The 16,139-nt window shown below is 63.7% G+C and carries 14 protein-coding genes and 1 pseudogene; 5 read left to right on the forward strand and 10 right to left on the reverse strand.

Going from position 1 to position 16,139, the window contains the following annotated elements; all coding sequences use genetic code 11:
* Nucleotides 1–56: 56 nt before the first annotated feature.
* The 4 genes from ACLI1C_RS11670 to xylF all read right to left on the reverse strand — a co-directional run bounded on the left by ACLI1C_RS11670 (nucleotide 57) and on the right by xylF (nucleotide 4,067).
* Nucleotides 57–698, reverse strand: coding sequence for a DUF1345 domain-containing protein (locus tag ACLI1C_RS11670; protein WP_411397015.1), 642 nt, complete (start codon nucleotides 696–698; stop codon nucleotides 57–59).
* 97 nt (nucleotides 699–795) lie between these two features.
* Complete coding sequence (locus ACLI1C_RS11675; RefSeq protein ID WP_411397017.1) at nucleotides 796–1,578, reverse strand: ATP-binding cassette domain-containing protein; 783 nt, start codon at nucleotides 1,576–1,578, stop codon at nucleotides 796–798.
* Nucleotides 1,579–1,589: 11 nt separating this feature from the next.
* The gene (locus ACLI1C_RS11680) at nucleotides 1,590–2,891 is read right to left on the reverse strand and encodes a sugar ABC transporter permease (RefSeq protein ID WP_411398310.1); all 1,302 of its coding nucleotides are present in this window, start codon (nucleotides 2,889–2,891) and stop codon (nucleotides 1,590–1,592) included.
* A gap of 132 nt (nucleotides 2,892–3,023) precedes the next feature.
* Nucleotides 3,024–4,067 (reverse strand): D-xylose ABC transporter substrate-binding protein, encoded by a 1,044-nt coding sequence (gene xylF / locus ACLI1C_RS11685; RefSeq protein WP_411397018.1) that lies wholly within the window; start codon nucleotides 4,065–4,067, stop codon nucleotides 3,024–3,026.
* Between the two features lie 224 nt (nucleotides 4,068–4,291).
* Between xylF and ACLI1C_RS11690 the strand changes: the two genes are divergently transcribed.
* The 3 genes from ACLI1C_RS11690 (at nucleotide 4,292) to galU (ending at nucleotide 8,060) form a co-directional block, all read left to right on the forward strand.
* On the forward strand, nucleotides 4,292–5,509 hold the full coding sequence (locus ACLI1C_RS11690) for an ROK family protein (protein WP_411397019.1): 1,218 nt from the start codon (nucleotides 4,292–4,294) through the stop codon (nucleotides 5,507–5,509).
* A gap of 171 nt (nucleotides 5,510–5,680) precedes the next feature.
* Nucleotides 5,681–7,108: a mannose-1-phosphate guanylyltransferase/mannose-6-phosphate isomerase gene (locus tag ACLI1C_RS11695; RefSeq protein WP_411397020.1), complete on the forward strand. Its 1,428-nt coding sequence runs from the start codon at nucleotides 5,681–5,683 to the stop codon at nucleotides 7,106–7,108.
* Nucleotides 7,109–7,154: 46 nt separating this feature from the next.
* Nucleotides 7,155–8,060, forward strand: a complete 906-nt coding sequence (galU, locus tag ACLI1C_RS11700; protein ID WP_411397022.1) for a UTP--glucose-1-phosphate uridylyltransferase GalU — start codon at nucleotides 7,155–7,157, stop codon at nucleotides 8,058–8,060.
* 27 nt (nucleotides 8,061–8,087) lie between these two features.
* Here the strand turns inward: galU and cysN are convergent, their stop codons facing one another.
* Nucleotides 8,088–9,974 (reverse strand): sulfate adenylyltransferase subunit CysN, encoded by a 1,887-nt coding sequence (gene cysN / locus ACLI1C_RS11705; protein WP_411397024.1) that lies wholly within the window; start codon nucleotides 9,972–9,974, stop codon nucleotides 8,088–8,090.
* Nucleotides 9,974–10,882, reverse strand: a complete 909-nt coding sequence (cysD, locus tag ACLI1C_RS11710) for a sulfate adenylyltransferase subunit CysD (RefSeq protein WP_411397025.1) — start codon at nucleotides 10,880–10,882, stop codon at nucleotides 9,974–9,976. Before cysD ends, cysN begins: the two co-directional genes overlap by 1 nt.
* Nucleotides 10,883–11,285: 403 nt before the next feature.
* Here cysD and ACLI1C_RS11715 point away from each other — a divergent pair, with 403 nt between their 5' ends.
* Complete coding sequence (locus ACLI1C_RS11715) at nucleotides 11,286–12,032, forward strand: CPBP family intramembrane glutamic endopeptidase (protein ID WP_411397027.1); 747 nt, start codon at nucleotides 11,286–11,288, stop codon at nucleotides 12,030–12,032.
* On the opposite strand, the gene ACLI1C_RS11720 is transcribed toward ACLI1C_RS11715, so the two are convergent.
* On the reverse strand, nucleotides 12,029–12,730 hold the full coding sequence (locus ACLI1C_RS11720) for a permease (protein WP_411397029.1): 702 nt from the start codon (nucleotides 12,728–12,730) through the stop codon (nucleotides 12,029–12,031). The two genes, ACLI1C_RS11715 and ACLI1C_RS11720, sit on opposite strands and share 4 nt — an antisense overlap.
* A 223-nt stretch (nucleotides 12,731–12,953) precedes the next feature.
* Between ACLI1C_RS11720 and ACLI1C_RS11725 the strand changes: the two are divergent.
* Nucleotides 12,954–13,688, forward strand: a pseudogene (locus ACLI1C_RS11725) (NAD kinase); the annotation flags it as partial.
* Here the strand turns inward: ACLI1C_RS11725 and ACLI1C_RS11730 are convergent.
* From ACLI1C_RS11730 to ACLI1C_RS11740, 3 genes are all read right to left on the reverse strand, one after another.
* Nucleotides 13,685–14,887: a DUF2336 domain-containing protein gene (locus ACLI1C_RS11730; RefSeq protein ID WP_411397030.1), complete on the reverse strand. Its 1,203-nt coding sequence runs from the start codon at nucleotides 14,885–14,887 to the stop codon at nucleotides 13,685–13,687. The pseudogene ACLI1C_RS11725 and the gene ACLI1C_RS11730 sit on opposite strands and share 4 nt — an antisense overlap.
* Before the next feature lie 96 nt (nucleotides 14,888–14,983).
* Nucleotides 14,984–15,136 carry a hypothetical protein gene (locus ACLI1C_RS11735; RefSeq protein ID WP_411397031.1) on the reverse strand — a complete coding sequence of 51 codons (153 nt, stop codon included), beginning with the start codon at nucleotides 15,134–15,136 and terminating at the stop codon, nucleotides 14,984–14,986.
* A gap of 176 nt (nucleotides 15,137–15,312) precedes the next feature.
* Nucleotides 15,313–16,113 carry a transglycosylase SLT domain-containing protein gene (locus ACLI1C_RS11740; protein ID WP_411397033.1) on the reverse strand — a complete coding sequence of 267 codons (801 nt, stop codon included), beginning with the start codon at nucleotides 16,111–16,113 and terminating at the stop codon, nucleotides 15,313–15,315.
* Nucleotides 16,114–16,139 lie beyond the last annotated feature (26 nt).

The raw sequence follows: 16,139 nt of genomic DNA on the forward strand, positions 1-16,139 counted from the left end.
CTTGGCCTGTCTTTTGCCATGGTGTGCCATGCACGCCGCCCAGCGGCAACCCGGCGCTAACCTCCCCCGCCCACCGTCATCATCACATTCACGGCGGCGGCCAGGATGATGGTGTTGTAGAGGTGGGAGAAGACTAGGTGCACCGTCACCCGGCGGCGCATGGCGTTCGAGGTCAGCTTGGTGTCCGACGTCGCAACCGACGTGCCGACGGTAAAGGAAAAGTACACAAAGGCCGTGCCGTCCGGCTCTTCCTCGCCCGGAAAGTCCAGCCCGCCCACGATCTGCCGCTTGCCCGTCCCGCTCGCCTCGGGCGCCTGGTAGTATTCATAGGCATAGTGGAAGGCGCCAACCGCCTGGACGGTGAACCAGCCCAGCAGCACCGATGCCAGGCTCAGGACGACTTCGGCGGGATCGGGTTGTTCGCCATTGAGCGCCAGAAACAACGAGACGACCGACGCCAGCACCACGATGAATACGACCAGGAAGATGCCGCCCACCGGCGTATCCTCATCCTTGGCATGGGCATGCAGATAGTCGGCACTGAGCCGCGGCAGCTTGATGGCCGCCAGCGCCAGATAGACCACGAACAGCGTATTGGCCCCGATCGACACCGCGAATTTGGGCAGCAGGATGAGCGAGATGACCAGGGCGACGACGCCGGCGGCCAGGCCGAAGTAGAACGGCGCATGGCGCGGCATGAGCCGGTCAAGCACCGACGCTGGCGGGGAAGGCGGACGTTTCTTGGTTGCGGGCATGGGACCACGGTGACGCTGCATACGCAGCGTCACAACGCGGTCAGCCGGCAATGGCTCCCGGACCCGGCGTGGCGCCGGGCGGCACCTTGCCCAGGATGATCATGCCGAGCACTTCATCCTTGCTGACGTCGCTGGTGCGGGCGCTGCCCACCACTTGGCCATTCTTCATCACCACGACCCGATCGGCGAGGTCGAACACGTCATGGATATCGTGGCTGATGAGGAAGATGCCGATGCCATCGGCCTTGAGCTGCTTGATCAGGTCCCCCACCTGCGCCGTCTCCTGCGGACCAAGCGCCGCCGTAGGCTCGTCCATGATCAGGATGCGCGCGTTAAAGAGGATCGCCCGGGCAATGGCCACCGACTGGCGCTGGCCGCCCGAAAGCGCCTTCACCGGCTCCTTGAAGCGGCGGAAGTTGGGGTTGAGCCGCCCCATGACCTCGCGCGCCTTGGACTCCATGGCGGCATCATCGAGCGTGCCGATGGGCGTGGTGATCTCGCGGCCCAGGAACAGGTTGGCGGCGGCGTCGACATTGTCGGCCACGGCAAGCTGCTGATAGATCGTCTCGATGCCATAACTCTTGGCATCGCGCGGATTGTTGATCGTGGCGTCCTGGCCGTCGATGCGGATCGACCCGGTGTCGCGCTTGTAGGCGCCCGACAGTATCTTGATCAGCGTCGACTTGCCGGCACCATTGTGCCCAAGCAGGCCCACCACCTCCCCCGGATAGAGGTCGATCGAAGCGTGGTCCACGGCACGGATGCCGCCGAAAGAAATCGAAATGTCGTTCATTTCGACGAGAGGCGTTCTGGTGTCCAGCATGACAAGGACTCCTAGTTTTTATTGCGGCGGTAGAGCGTGTCGAGCCACACCGCGAAGACAAGGACCGCACCGACGACGATGGACTGCAGCGGGCTGTCCATGCCCATCAGCACCATGCCCGATTGCAGCGACTGCATGACCAGCGCGCCCAGGAGCGCCCCCGCAATGCTGCCGACGCCGCCGGCCAGCGAGGTGCCCCCGATCACCGCCGCGGCGATGACATAGAGCTCGTCCAGCGTGCCCAGGGCATTGGTCGCCGCATTGAGGCGTGCCGTGGAGATCGCGGCGGCAATGGCGCAGAGCGCACCCATCAGCATGAAGATCTTGACGGTGACCCAGCGGGTATTGATGCCGGCCAGCTCCGCCGCTTCGGGATTACCGCCCATGGCGAAGACGTAGCGGCCGAAGCGCGTGCGGGTGGCGATGAAGGTCATGACCACGCCCACGCCCAGCGCGATCAGCACGGGAATGGCAATGCCATGCGAGATGAAGAGGCCTGTCTCCGGCACGGTCAGGTTATTGGCGGCAGCGTAGTTTTCGGCGATGCGGCGCGGCCAGGGATAGGCATTGGCCACCAGCACGGCGCCAATGGTCAGCGCGCAGCCAATGGCACCAAGCGTTGCTTCCGCCCAAAGCGGACGCAGAGGAAAACTGAACCGGCGCCGCTGCCGGCGACCCCAATAGAGGCCGACAAGAATGGCAGCACAGGCCACGAGAGCCACAACCCAGCTCCAGAAAGCGCCGACCGAGCCTGTCGGCCCGCCGCCCATGAGCTGGAAGGTCGGGTCCATCGGCGCCACCGTTCGGCCCATCGTCACCCACCAGGCCGCACCGCGCCAGACCAGATAGCCGCCCAGCGTGACGATGAAGGCCGGCACGCGCAGATAGGCAATGATCGTGCCCTGCAGCCCGCCGATACCAACGCCGACAATCAATCCCGCCGCCAGCGACAGCGCCCAGATCAGGGGATGGCCGAGGCCCAGGCCAAGCTGGTTGGGGAGGATGTCGGTCTGCATCACGCCCATCACCATGCCGACCAAGCCCAATATGGAGCCAACCGACAGGTCGATATTGCGCGTGACGATGACCAGGACCATGCCCGTGACCATGACGGCCACCGAAGCGGTCTGGACCGAGAGGTTCCACAGGTTGCGGGGCGTCAGGAACAGGCCGCCTGAAAAGATGTTGAAGCCGACCCAGATGATGGCCAGCGCGCCGATCATGCCCAGAAGGCGGGTATCGAGTTCGGTGGCAACCAGAAGGCGCTGCAGCGGATTCTGTATGAACCGGCTCGGATGGATATTGGTCGGAATGGCTTGCTGTTCTGCCACGTTCAGTCTCCCCGCTGGGCTGCGCTGCCTGCCCGGCAGCGCGGTCCCGTCACGACAGTGCCGCAGCGCGAACGCCGCGGCACTGTCTCAATGCCAGACTATTCTGTCTGCGTCCTAGTTACACGCAGCAACCGAACCAGCAGCAACGCCGGCGCAGACCACGTCCTTGGACACCCAGCCGGCGTCGATGACGACGTTGAGGTTGTCCTTGGTCACGGCGACGGGGGCAATGAAGAACGCGTTCATTGCGACGCCCTTGGGGCCGCCCGAGAAGGGCACGACGCCGGTCACGGCGTCGAGCGCAGTGCCGCCAGCCAGCTCGAGGGCCACTTCAGCAGCCTTCTTGCCCAGTTCACGCGCGTCCTTCCAGACCGAAACGGTCTGGGTGCCGAGGGCGATGCGGTTGAGGGCGGCATGGTCGCCGTCCTGGCCGGATACCGGCACGGAGCCGGCGAGGCCCTGGGCCGCGAGGGCAGCAATCGCGCCGCCGGCCGTGCCGTCATTGGAGGCGACGACAGCGTCGACTTCATTGTTATTAGCGGTCAGGAACTGCTCCATGTTCGCCTGGGCGACTTCCGGGTTCCAGTTGTCGGTATACGCTTCGCCGACATTCTTGATGGCGCCGGAGTCGATGCCGGCCTGCAGCACTTCCATCTGGCCCTCGAACAGGAAGTCGGCATTGGGATCGGCACTGTTGCCCTTGATGAAGACATAGTTGCCTTCGGGCTGCACGGCGGCGACGCCGGCGGCCTGCAGGCGACCCACTTCCTTGTTGTCGAAGGTGAGGTAGAACGCATCCGGGTTCTCGATCAGGCGGTCATAGCCCACCACCGGAATGCCTTCGGCAACAGCAGCGGCAACAGCCGGACCGACCGCTTCGCTGTCCTGCGCCAGCACGATGATGGCATCGGCACCCTGCGAAATCAGGCTTTCGATATCCGTCAGCTGCTTGGAAGCGGACGACTGCGCGTCAGCCGAGATATAGGTGGCGCCGGCGGCATCGAGCACGGCCTTCATCGCCGCTTCGTCGGTCTTCCAACGCTCTTCCTGGAAGTTGTTCCAGGACACGCCGACGACGATCCCGTCCTGCGCATGGGTAGTGCCGGCCGTGCCGGCGATGACAGTCGTGCAAAGCAAGACCGCTAGAAACTTGTTCATGTTTGTCCTCCCGTGTGGGCCAGTCCTCCTGCCCACATATGTGCCGGTGGTGTTACCCCAGCGGGCCCGCTCCACCGGCGCCCTGAGCATTAATTTCACTGCTCGAAAAAAGAATTCGCATACCTGCCGCAAACGAGTCAACTTCAATTTCGAAACTCGAAATAAATACGATTGCGGTAAGCGCGGAGGAATGGTGTGTTGCGTCTGGGTGAGGAGTAAGCTGCTTGGCGCGGAACGTCAGCGATAGCGACAGCGTCCGGCGACAGAACCGGGGCCTGGTGCTTGGCGCCCTGCGCGTGCAGGGTCCGCTATCGCGCACCGCGCTGGCTGCAGGCACGGGCCTCAGCCATGCCAGCATCACCGCAATCACCCATGATCTGATCGAGCAGCATGTCATTGCCGAACTGGAGCCGGCCGAGCGGCAGGACGCCCGCGGCCGGGGCCGTCCGGCGACGCTGGTTGGCTTTAACCGCCACGTGAGCGCGGCGGCTCTGTTCGAACTCGACGTCAACCGCGCCCGTCTGTCACTGGTGGACTATGGCGGCATCCTGGTGGACCGCATCGAGACCCCCATCACACCGACGACCTTCGCTGAATCGACCCCCACGGCGTTTCTGGCCGACCGTCTGCGGCAACTCCAGTCGCGCAACCCGGTCGAAGCTTCCGTCCTGCGGCGCGTGGCCATCTCGGTACAGGGCATCCTCGACCGGGAAGGCCAGAGCCTTCGGTGGTCGCCCATCGCCCACCTGGCCAACAAGCCCTTTGCCACCGAGCTGGCAGAGGCATTCGCCCTGCCCGTGGCGCTGCACAAGCGTGGCCGACTGCTTGCCGAAGGCGCGCGCTGGCTGGACCCGGCGCTGCACGATGCCAGTGTCGCGACGGTATTCGTCGGCTCGACGGTGGCCATGGGAATGACGTTCCGCGGCCAGATCCTGGGGCGCGGCGATGAAGGCGCCACCGAGTTCGGGCACATGAACCACCTGCCGAACGGCGCCCTGTGCCGCTGCGGCATGCGCGGCTGTATCGAAGCCTATGCCTCGGACTACGGCGTGCTGCGCACCGCCTATTCAGTCCCCGAAACGGCGCCCCCTGCCCCGGCCGTGCCGGCACAGCAATATGAAGGCCTGATCGCCCGGGCCGAAGCCGGCGACCGCAATGCCACCCACGCCTTCAATGTCGCTGGCCGCGCCGTCGGCTTCGGCCTCAGCCGCATGATGGCTGTATTCGATCCCTCGCATATCCTGATTGTCGGCCCCGGCGCGCGCGCCTTCGGCCTCATGCAGGCCGAGATCAACGCGGCTCTGGCCAGCGCGCTGATCTGCCGGGTCAACGGCCTGCCGCAGGTCGTTGCCTACCGCGATGAGCGGGAGCCAGTCTTCAAGGGCCTCCTCATGAAGACACTCAACGAAATAGATCAGACCGATTTCGCAACGCTCGCCTGACTGCATGGCAGCCAGACGCTGGCCGCCATAGCCAATCGATTGTATTCGCGTATTGAATCAGGCTTGGCGTTGCTGAGCACGCAGAGATAACTACTGCCAAAATTTGCCAGACATAGTATCCAGAGCGCCGGCATCAATGTGTATTTCCCCAGCAAAGTAGGGCTTTCCACCATGACCAAACTGATCGTGCCTGTCATCCTGGCTGGTGGACAAGGAACGCGGCTATGGCCGCTGTCGCGGGCTGCTCGACCAAAGCAGTTCCTCCCCCTGCTGGGACCGCAGAGCCTGTTCCAGAAGACGTTGGAACGCGTCGGTGACAGGTCCCTCTATGCTCCGGCGATCGTCATCACTAATTCTGACTATCGTTTCATCGTGGCTGAGCAGGCCCTTGAGTCAGGCGCAACGCTAACCGCAATACTGCTGGAACCCGTCGCCCGGAACACTGCAGTCGCGATCGCAGCTGCGGCCGCCTATGCAGAGGAGCATTTTGGCATCGGCGTGATGCTGCATGTACTGCCTTCCGACCACGACATCGCGGTCGACGATGGTTATAATCTGGCGGTGCATCAGGCAGTAAAGGCCGCCGGGACAGGTCAGCTGGTGACCTTCGGCATTATGCCCACCCATCCCGAGACTGGATTTGGCTATATAAAGGCAGACGCCAAGATCGGCGCAGGCATTCGCCCGGTCGAGCGCTTCATCGAAAAGCCGAACGCTGAACGAGCCGCCCAAATGCTGGCGGAAGGTGGCTATTTCTGGAATTCCGGCATGTTCATGATCGGATCAGACGCCTTCCTGCGCGAATGCGCCACCCTCTCACGAGACACGCTCACGGCTGCACGTGGTGCCGTAGGCAAGGCAAAGGCCGACCTCGACTTCATCCGCCTCGACGAGGCGACCTTTGCCACCGCGCCCAATATCTCCGTGGACTATGCCATCTTCGAAAAGACGGACAAGGCGGCAGTGGTGGCCGTCAATTTCGGCTGGAGCGATCTGGGCAGCTGGGATGCCGTGTGGAAAAACGCCACGCGCGACTCGGCGCAGAACCTCACTCAGGGTTCAGTAACGCTCTCGGGGGTCAGCAATTCATTGGTGGTCACCGACCACGCCCATGTAGCCGTGGACAGCCTTGACGATATCGCCGTCATTGCCACCAACGACGCCGTCTATGTCGGCCGCCTGTCCGAGGCTCAGAAGGTCGGCGCCATGGTCAAGACTCTGCGCGCTGACAAGAGCACTGTCGGGCTGACGGAAATCCATCGCACGGCCTATCGGCCTTGGGGCGGCTACTCGTCTGTGCTCAATGGTGAGCGCTTCCAGGTCAAACGCCTGTTTGTCAAACCAGGCAAGAAACTCAGCCTGCAAAAGCACCATCACCGCGCCGAACACTGGGTGGTGGTGCGTGGCACGGCGGAGGTGACTGTCGACGGAACGATAACCGTGCTGAGCGAAAACCAGTCGATCTATCTGCCGCTGGGGTGTACCCACCGCTTGGCAAACCCTGGCAAAATCGATCTGGAACTGATTGAAGTGCAGACCGGTTCCTATCTGGGCGAGGACGACATCATTCGTATCGAGGACGAGTTCGGACGCGCATAGGCGCTTCGACCATCCCGCCCACCAGTTAAGTAGTGAGAGGAAAGTCATGGCTTCGAGCAAACGCGTCAGGACCGCGGTATTTCCCGTGGCGGGTCTGGGCACCCGGTTTCTGCCGGCAACCAAGGCCCTGCCCAAGGAGATGCTGACCGTGGTCGATCGGCCGCTGATCCAGTACGCGGTCGATGAAGCGCGCGAAGCCGGTATCGAGCACTTCGTCTTCGTCACCGGCCGCAACAAGGGCGTGATCGAAGACCATTTCGACCGCCAGTTCGAGCTCGAAACCACGCTCGAGAGCCGAGGCAAGACCGCCGCGCTGGACGAGCTGCGCAAGGACCTGCCTTCGGCAGGCCGCACCAGCTTCACCCGCCAGCAGGAGCCGCTTGGCCTGGGCCATGCCGTTTGGTGCGCCCGCCATATCGTGGGCAGCGAGCCCTTTGCGCTGCTGCTGCCCGACATGCTGTTCAAGGGCGAGCCGGGCGTGCTCAAGCAGATGATGGACGCCTATGAAGAGACCGGCGGTAATGTCATCGCCGTCGAGGAAGTGCCGGAAAAGGAAGTCTCGTCCTATGGCGTGATCGCACGCGGCGACGGCCCGGACGGCGGCTTCCAGGTAACCGGTATGGTCGAAAAGCCCAAGCGCGAGGATGCGCCGTCCAACCTGATCATTTCGGGTCGCTATATCCTGCAGCCGGAAATCTTCAATCTCCTGGCCGACCAGCCCAAGGGCGCGGGCGGGGAAATCCAGCTGACCGATGCCATGCAGACGCTGATGAAGTCCCAGTCCTTCACTGGCGTCAAATATCGCGGCCAGAGCTTCGACTGCGGCTCCAAGATCGGCTTTCTCACCGCCAATGTCGTCTATGCGCTCGACCGCGACGACATCCGCGACGGCTTCCTCCAGGAGCTGCGCAAGCTGGACCTCGATGGCGCCCTCGAGGTGCCTGGAAAGTAAAAAGGGCGCCTCAGGGCGCCCTTTCTTTTACCGCTCCAGCCAGGCGTGCAGCTGGTCGGCCAGGACGAGCGGCTCGGCCTCGGCGCCATGCAGCACCAGTTCAGCATTGCTCGGTGCCTCGAACGGGCTGTCGATGCCGGTGAAGTTCTTGATCTCGCCGGCGCGGGCCCGCTTGTAGAGGCCCTTGGGGTCGCGGGCCTCGCAAACCTCGATCGGCGTATCGACATAGACTTCGACGAAGTCGATATCGCCGGCAATCTCGCGCGCCAGGCGGCGTTCGTTCTCGAAGGGCGAGATGAACGAGACCAGCACGATCAGCCCCGCATCGGCCATCAGCTTGGCCACTTCGGCCACGCGGCGGATGTTTTCCACGCGCGCCGCCTCGGTGAAGCCGAGATCGCGGTTGAGGCCATGCCGCACATTGTCGCCATCGAGGATATAGGCGTGGCGGCCCTCGGCGGTCAGCCGCTTTTCCAGGAGGTTGGCAATGGAGGACTTGCCTGAGCCCGATAGGCCCGTGAACCAGATGATCCGCGGCGTCTGCCCCTTCATCTGGGCGCGCACGTCGCGGTTCACGTCGAAGGACTGGTAGGTCAGGTTCTGCGCCCGGCGCAGGCCGAATTCGATCGTGCCCGCCCCCAGCGTCGCATTGGAAATGCGGTCGACCAGGATGAAGCCGCCGGTCAGCGCATTGCTGGCATAGGCATCGAAGGCGATCGGCTTGTCGGTGGCGATGGTGACCGTGGCGACCTCGTTGAGGTCGACCCTGGTCGCCGCCGTATGCTCCAGCGTGTTCACATTGGTGCGGAACTTGAGGTCGGTGATCGTCGCCGGCACCAGCTGGGTGCCGAGCTTGAGCAGATAGGAGCGCCCCGGATAGGCCGGCTCTTCGCTCATCCAGACCAGGCGCGCCTGGAACTGGTTGGAGAATTCCGGTGTCTCGCCGGGATGGCTCAGCATGTCGCCACGCGAGATATCCACCTCGCGGTCCAGCACCAGCGTCACCGCCTGCCCGGCCACGGCGCGCTGCAGGTCACCATCCATGGTGACAATGCGGCTGACCACCGCCGGCTTGCGCGAGGAGGCGATCAGCACATCGTCGCCGACCGCCACCGCGCCCGAGGCAACCGTGCCCGAAAAGCCGCGGAAGTCCAGATTGGGCCGGTTCACCCATTGCACCGGAAAGCGCAGCTTGCCTGCGCTGCGGTCCTCGGCCACGTCCACGGCTTCGAGATAGGGCACCAGCGGTGTGCCATCGAACCAAGGCGTCCGCTCACTTTTCGCCAGGATATTGTCGCCGCGCAGCGCCGAAACGGGGACGGCGGCAAGCGTCTTGAACCCCAGCGGTTCGGCAAAGGCGCGATACTCGGCGACGATGCGGTCGAACACCGCCTCGTCATAGTCGACGAGGTCGATCTTGTTGACCACCAGCACGACATGCTTCACCCCGATCAGCGACAGGATGAAACTGTGCCGCCGCGTCTGGGTGAGAACGCCCTTGCGCGCGTCGATCAGCACCAGTGCCAAGTCGGCATTGGAAGCACCGGTCGCCATGTTGCGGGTATACTGCTCGTGGCCCGGCGTATCGGCGACGATGAACTTGCGCTTGTCGGTGGAAAAGAACCGATAGGCGACGTCGATGGTGATGCCCTGCTCGCGCTCGGCGGCGAGGCCATCCACCAGCAGCGAGAAGTCGATCCCCTCGTCGCCCGTCGTGCGGTTGCGGCTTTCATTGCGCAGGCTCGCCAGCTGGTCATCGAGAATGAGCTGGCTGTCATAAAGCAGCCGGCCGATCAGGGTGGATTTGCCGTCATCAACACTGCCGCAGGTGAGAAAGCGCAGCAGCGACTTTTCGGTCTGCTGGTTGAGCCAGAGCGCGATGTCGGTGTCAGGGGTGGCCAGGGAAAGGCTCATCAGAAATACCCTTCCTGCTTCTTCTTTTCCATCGACCCCACGGAGTCGCTGTCGATCAGGCGCCCCTCGCGTTCCGAGGTGCGGCTGGCCTGCATTTCCATGATGATTTCGGGCAGGCTGGCGGCGCTGGAGCGCATCGCCCCGGTCAGCGGATAGCAGCCCAGCGTGCGGAACCGCACCAGCTCCTCGCGCGGCACCTCGCCCTTGGCCAGCGGCATGCGGTCATCGTCGACCATGATCAGCGTGCCCGAGCGCTCCACCACCGGGCGCTTCTTGGCATAGTAGAGCGAAGGCAGCTCGATGCCTTCGGCGTAGATATAGGTCCACACATCCAGCTCGGTCCAGTTCGAGATCGGGAACACCCGCATGCTCTCGCCGGGATTGAGCCGGGTATTGAACACCCGCCACAGTTCAGGGCGCTGGTTCTTTGGGTCCCAGGCGTGGCTCTCATTGCGATGCGAGAAGATGCGCTCCTTGGCGCGCGACTTCTCTTCGTCGCGCCGCGCCCCGCCAATCGCCGCGTCATAGCGACCGGCATTGAGCGCCTGGCGCAGGGCGGCGGTCTTCATGATGTCGGTATAGCGCGACGAGCCATGGTCGAATGGATTGATATTGTCGCGCACGCCATCGGCATTGGTGTGGGTGATGAGATCGAACCCGAACTGCTCCGCCATCCGGTCGCGGAAGGCGATCATCTCGCGGAACTTCCAGGTCGTATCCACATGCAGCAGCGGAAACGGGATCTTGCTGGGAAAGAAGGCCTTGCGCGCCAGATGCAGCAGGACGCTGGAATCCTTGCCGATGGAATACATCATCACCGGCCGCTCGAAACTGGCCGCCACCTCGCGCAGGATCTCGATGCTCTCGGCTTCAAGGCTTTGCAGATGCGTCAGGGAACCGCTGGTCACTCTGGTCCATACTCCAAACCGCCCCTGCCAAGAGGAGCGCAATCCAAGCCCGTTGGTACGGCCGGAACACGCCCTCCATCAAGTCCAAAAACGCCGGAAACCCTTCTGGCAAAAGGCTTTGGGTATATTTGTCTGCCATTGCCGCCCGCGCGGATACAGCACACCAGACCCCCTGCCCCATGGCGGTCAAATCATGCGGGACGGGGAGCGAGCGCGGAAAAAAAGTTCCTGTCGTTCGGCATTGCGGCCCGTCGCGCCACGTGCAAGGCCGCCACGCCAAGGACGACGGACGCACGCAATTCTTCAGGTGTTACTTCGCTCTGGACGGCAGTTTTCAGTATGTGACTTAATGCCTTTGGCGATCCGGCGCTCGGGCCGGGTGGCTGTACTGTGGGGGCAGACGTTGAGCGACAAAGCAGCGGCAAGGCCAGATTATCCCTACTATAATGGCATGCCGGTAGCGATCAGCCCCGGCGGCTGGGGCCTGGTCGTTGCAGGCTGCGCCCTGGGCTTTCTGGTCCTCACCTTCTGGCCGTTTCCCACCTTTCCGCTCAGTCTGGTTTCCGCCGGCCTGTTCACCCTCATCCCTCTGCTTGCACTGATGGTCGCCAGCGGATGGCATCCGCCAGCCATCTTTCGGCGTTTGGGCTTGCGGGATTTAGGCCTCGCGGTCGGCTTCGGATTGCTGACGCTGGTCTGCTCCTTCGGCGTGGGCCTGACCTTGTCGCGCTTCATCCAGATGACGCAAAATGAAGTCGCCGTCAGCATGGCCAGCGCGACGCCGCTTGAGCTGGTGATGTTCCTCTCGCCCACACTGGTGCAACTGGTGGGCGAAGAGCTGGTCACCATCCTCCCCCTCCTGGCGGTGCTGTGGCTCTGTGTGAACCGCTTCGGAATGAGCCGGCGGGCGGCCATCATCGTCGCCGTCGCTGTATCGACAGTCTGGTTCGCCGCCCTGCACCTGCCCACCTACAACTGGAACATCCTGCAGTGCCTTCTCACCATCGGCACGGCGCGCATCGTCCTGACCATGGCCTACCTGCTGACACGCAATGTGTGGGTGTCCTCCATCGCCCACATCATCAATGACTGGACGCTGTTCTTCATCGCCTTTGGACTTGGACATGGGCCGATCGGAATCGGTGGCTAAGCCGCCGGCAGCACCTGCTGATCCATCTGGTGTCCGACCAGAGCGACCAGGACGGCAATGATGACCAGCGCGACTACGGCGATCAGGAAGATGCCCAGCGTGACGATGAATGCGCGCAGGCGGGACGACTGACCGTCCCTGGATAACCAAACGGTCTCTACCGCGATGTACCACACCGTGCCGATAAGCATGAGCCCGACACCCCAAACGTTCCCGCCCGGCAACGCCTGGTGGTGTGACGCCAACTGCATGCCAAGGCTGATCGACATGACAAAGGGAACAGTGGCGTAGCTCTGGCTGTAGAAGGCCGGCCTGAGGGTCGTCCGGGTCACGCGGGCGCCGCTGGATCGAAGCCTGATCGTCGCATAGAGCAGCGGGAACAGGCTGAAGGCGAGAGCCCGAAACACCAGCAGGTTCCGGTCGTCCTGGAGCAGGCGAGGCAGGACGGAGGCTGTGCCACTGGCCAATGCACCTTCGAGCACATGCAGCAGAACCAGCGTCAGCAGGAGCAGGATGGGTGGGCTGACCGCATCGTCAAACTGCTGCTCGTCCTTCTCGGTCAGCTCCTTCTGCGCATAGGCCAGCATCGTGATGGGCCGGGTGACGATCCGCCAGAAGGTCAGCGCGTAAAACACGAACCAGGTGATCAACTCGTAGAGCAGTTCCTCTATCGACTTGAGCAGCTTCATGAAGTCCATGCACTACACCTGCGGTTCGACGTGCTGGGTCCAGCATGGCATTGGCCTGCATCGCTCTGCAACCGGCGCACTGGATCCGGCCACTGGCGGGCATGGCCGCGGGGCGCGACAAAGGCCGTGGCCTGGTGATGAGATGGAGCGGTTGCAGGCAAACGCGCGTGATGCTAGATGCGTCCCGTCGCCGGTATAGCTCAGTTGGTAGAGCACCTGATTCGTCACCAATGGCACGCCGGAAGCCGATGCCGCCGCCGCGCGGCTCAAGGCCCGCTATGGCGACTATGCCATGGACGTAGCCGATGTCGTCGTCGCCCTGGGCGGCGATGGCCTCATGCTGCAGACCCTGCACCGGGTCATGCGCATGGGCGTGCCGGTCTATGGCATGAATTTCGGCTCGGTCGGCTTCATGATGAATACCTTTTCCGAAGATAGCCTCGAGCAGCGCCTCGCGGCCGTCCAGCGCACGCGCATCTTCCCCCTCTCCATGCAGGTCCTCGATACTTCGGGCCAGACCCAGTCCGCCCTGGCGCTCAATGAGGTCTCCCTCTTCCGCTCCACCTATCAGGCCGCCAAGATCCAGATCATCGTCGATGGCGAGACCCGGCTCGAAGAGCTGATCTGCGATGGCGTGCTGCTGGCCACCCCCGCCGGCTCCACTGCCTACAATCTCTCCGCGCATGGCCCCATCCTGCCGATCGAGGCCGAGCTTCTGGCGCTGACCCCGATCTCGCCCTTCCGCCCGCGCCGCTGGCGGGGCGCCATCCTGTCCAATCGTGCCGAAGTCCGCTTCATCACGCGCGAAGCGGCAAAGCGGCCGGTCAGTGCCGTGGCCGACAATGTCGAGTTTCAGAATGTCCTGGAAGTCACGGTGCGGGAAGATCGCACCCATGGCGTGACCCTCCTGTTCGATCCGGGCACGAGCCTCGAAGAACGCGTGCTGAGCGAACAGTTCCGTTATTAGGCGGCGGGTAGTGCCAGCTGCTGCTCGGCCATCCCGGCTGGCAGCGCCATGGGCCCCGCGGCATCCTGCGCAAAGGCCGCCATCACGCCGCGCGCCGCCTTGCGCGCCAGAAGGATATTCTGCTCGCTGAGATAGGCAAATGCCTCTTCCAGCTCCTCGGGAATGGCGCCGCCATGCTCGGCGATCAGTTCCTCGGTCAGCGCCGTCACCACATAGTGGCGCGCGCCCGCATCGTCCGCCAGGTCGGTGGCACGCGCATGCAGCACCAGCCGCACCATCAGGTTGCGCACCCCTTCCCCCAGCCCGCAGCGCGAGAACAGCGCATTGAGCGCCACGCGGCTGCCACTCTCGAGCAGGGTAAACACCTTGGACCGCGGCGTCTGCGCCAGTTCGGCCAGGCATTCGGCAAAGAACATCACATGCCCGGTCACCACGGCATGCAGCAATATCCTGGTATTGACCTTGTCGGTCCCGATCAGCGCGGCGACATAGCCGCCCTCGCGCCCCGCCTCGCGTTCGCCTATGGCGGTGAGCGCCGTGTCGCTGCTGTCGCGCAGGACGCGCGCCAGCCGGTCGGCCGGCAGCGCACCCTTGACGATACGGGCGCCGCGCAGCGCCTCGGTCACCTTCTGCACCAGCAGCAGCCTTGCGGCGGCCGGCAGGTCCCGCCGCGCCAGCAGCGCGCCACGCATCTCCGCCTGGTCTGCCAGGGACACCGCCAGTTCGGACAGCAGCGCATCGCCCAGCGCGACATCCATGCGGCGCAGCAGTCGCAGCGTCACGCTGTTATGCCCGCGCGCCACGATAGCCGCTGCCAGCCGGGGGCTGAGCCTGGTCCTCTGGCTGATGGCGATCAGCATGGACAGATCGAGTGTCTTGATCAGGCCGATCAGATCGGCGTCGATCAGCACGGGCGAATATTGCATCACCGCCCGAGAAATGATGGCGCTGTCATGCAGCAGCGCCAGCATGATCGGGCGCGGCGCTTCGCTCGAATGCAGCAGGCCATAGGCCAGCGCAGCGCGCACCTTGACGGACGGATCGTCGAGAAAGCCGATCAGCGCGGCATAGAGCGCCGCCTGCTCGTCAGCGGGTCCGACATGATTGAGATAGGCGAGGGCCGAGAGATGCGCTGCGCTGCCGCGCTCTTCGCTGTCGGGTGAACGAGACAGCGAGACGAACTCTTGATACGCAACCATTCCACTCTCCGCACATCGGCAGAGCTACCCTAGGCGGGAAGATTTAAGGAACGGTTCACCATAATGCGCTGCTGCTTGCCGCGCGCGCGGAAGAAGCTAGATCGCTGTGGCGACGAAGGAAAACAGCTGGCTGCCGCCCGTCCACAGACCGGCTACGAACATCCAGCTCGCCAGCATGGCACCCAGTACCAGCCATCCCCGCGAGAGGTGCAGGGCAGATCCAGCATGTGCAACACTTGTCCGGCGCATATTCGGCCTCCTGGCGATCGGCAGGCAGAGCCCGCTCAACGTCCCCGATTACACGATGTCTCTCTTAACGCTCTGTCTACGAGGCCTCGTGGCATTTGAACTAAATCGCCCGAAACCCCTCTAGTTCCCGCCATGCCTACCAGTGCGTAAACGCGCTCGAAGCCGCGCGGCGCCCGCTAGCGCGCGTAAAGCTGGGTAAAGAACCCGCCGCCGTCTTCTGTTCCGGTGGCCGGCAGGTCCTCCGCCTCGGTCTTGAACAGGCCGGTAAACGACATATTGGCCGGAGAAAACCGTGAAGGGATGACCGGCACTTCGGGCACGGCGGGCTCGCTCGCCATCTGCTGGGCCGCAAAGGGCGCATTGGTGCCGCCCGCCTCGTGCTTGGAGACCAGGACGCGATAGACATCGCGAATGGTGCGCGGCTGCCCCTCGGAATAAAAGATCGTCTTGTTGGCGGCCGCCTGCCGGGGAAACAGGTTCGCGGCAATCTGGTCGGGGTCCTGCAGTCCTGCCGTGAACATTCGCTCCGCCCCCTGCGCCCCCAGGAAATGGGCGATATAGAGCTCGCCAGCGCTGGGCATCCGCCCGAACCGGCCGCGCAGATAGTCCCCATTGGATTTGGTGAAGGCCGCAGCCAGGTCCGACGCGATCTGCGGGTCCTCGCGGAGTTTGAGGATCTCCGCCTTGAGCGCCGGGTCGCTGACCGTATAGTCGCCGCCGCTGGTGCGCGTGATATTGCTGGCTATCTCGCCATAGCCCAGGCGCGGGCCCTCTTCCTTCATCACCTGCAGCCAGGTGCCCTCAAGGAACTGAAACAGCCCGACGGCGGAGGAGGTCTGCGCCTTGGCTTGCGGGTTGAGGCTGCTTTCGCGCATGGCGGTCTGCAGCAGATAATCGAAATCCACGCCATTCCGGTCGCCGGCGGCCGTCAGCACATAGGCCAGGCTTTGTGGCACGGATATTGGCTGTACGCCCATCGCAAGGCTCGTCCCGCAGAATCGCT

The organism is Devosia sp. XGJD_8, from assembly GCF_046614475.1.
Lineage (GTDB): Bacteria > Pseudomonadota > Alphaproteobacteria > Rhizobiales > Devosiaceae > Devosia.